The sequence below is a fragment of the Amaricoccus sp. genome (genome assembly GCF_036846665.1).
Classification (GTDB): Bacteria; Pseudomonadota; Alphaproteobacteria; order Rhodobacterales; family Rhodobacteraceae; genus Amaricoccus.
Genome location: NZ_DAIUBO010000412.1, coordinates 1 through 1,632 on the forward strand (window position 1 = coordinate 1; position 1,632 = coordinate 1,632).

1 protein-coding gene is annotated in these 1,632 nt (G+C 67.6%); it reads left to right on the plus strand.

The genetic code is table 11. The annotated features are described in order from the left end of the window. Positions 1-19 precede the first annotated feature (19 nt). The coding region (locus tag V7050_RS20945) for a thiamine pyrophosphate-dependent enzyme (protein ID WP_324411276.1) at positions 20-1,632 on the plus strand (1,613 nt) is incomplete at its 3' end.

A 1,632-nucleotide genomic window follows, 5' to 3' on the forward strand; every position in this document is an offset into this window, starting at 1 on the left:
GAACCAGAAGAAGGAAGAAATGCCCAAGTCACTCACCGTCGATCCGGTCGAGGTACGCAAGCCGCAGACGATCACCGTCCCGCCGATCCCGGTCAACGCCTACGTCCGCGACTTCGAGGCCGAGAAGGCCCGCCACGGGGCCGAGGGCCTCACCGCGATGCTGCACGACATGATCGCCATCCGCGAGTTCGAGAACATGCTCAACTCGATCAAGACCACCGGCGGCTGGAACGGCATCGAGTACAACCACAAGGGCCCGGCCCACCTGTCCGCCGGCCAGGAGGCCGCCGCCGTCGGTCAGGCCGCTCAGTTGGATGCCGACGACTACATCTTCGGCTCCCACCGCAGCCACGGCGAGATCCTGGCCAAGAGCTTCTCCGCCGCCCGCAAGCTCGATCCGGCCACGCTGCAGCAGATCATGAGCACCTTCCTCGAGGGCGACACGCTGCGCTACGCCGAGAAGATCGGCTACGACTCCGAGGGCGACCTGGTCGAGAACTTCATCCTGTTCGGCACGCTGGCCGAGATCTTCGCCCGCAAGGTGGGCTTCAACCGGGGCATGGGCGGCTCGATGCACGCCTTCTTCACCCCCTTCGGCTCGATGCCCAACAACGCCATCGTGGGCGGCTCGGCCCCGATCGCCACCGGCTCGGCGCTGTTCAAGCGGGTCAACCGGCAGCCCGGCATCGTGATCGCCAACATCGGCGACGCCTCGATGGGCTGTGGGCCGGTCTGGGAGGCGATGATGTTCGCCGCGATGGACCAGTACCGCACCCTGTGGCGCGAAGAGGACGGCGGCTCCCCGCCGATCATGTTCAACTTCTTCAACAACTTCTACGGCATGGGCGGCCAGACCGCCGGCGAGACGATGGGCTACGACATCCTGGCCCGGGTGGGCGCGGGCGTGAACCCCGAGGCCATGCATTCCGAGCGCGTCGACGGCTACGACCCGCTGGCCGTGGCGGACGCGGTGCGCCGCAAGAAGGAGCTGCTGCTGGCCGGCCGCGGCCCCGTCCTGATGGACACCATCACCTACCGGATCTCGGGCCACAGCCCTTCCGACGCCTCCAGCTACCGCACCCGCGAGGAGATCGAGGCATGGGAGGCCGCCGACTCGATCGCCAGCTTCTCCGACCTGCTGGTCAGCGAAGGTGTGCTCACCTCTTCGGATGTAGAGGCCATCCGTGGCGGAGTCGCCGAACGGCTCACCAAGGTGCTGGCCCTGGCGGTGAACGACGAGGAGTGCCCGCGGGTCGACGTGGCCTACATCGAGGGCGCCATGCTCTCCAACAACCACGTCGAGGCGATGGCCGAAGGCGAGCCCGAACTGCTGCATCCGCTGGCGGAGAACCCGCGCGTGCAGGCGATCGCGAAGAAGGTGCGCTCGGCCAAGGACGCCGACGGCAAGCCGGTCTCGAAGGTGCGGATGTACCAGTTCCGCGACGGTCTGTTCGAGGCGATGGCGCATCGCTTCAGCATCGACCCGACGATGGCTGCCTGGGGTGAGGAGAACCGCGACTGGGGCGGCGCCTTCGCGGTCTACCGCGGGCTGACCGAGTTGCTGCCCTACCGGCGGTTGTTCAACTCCCCGATCTCCGAGGCCGCGATCGTCGGCGCCGGCGTGGGCTACGC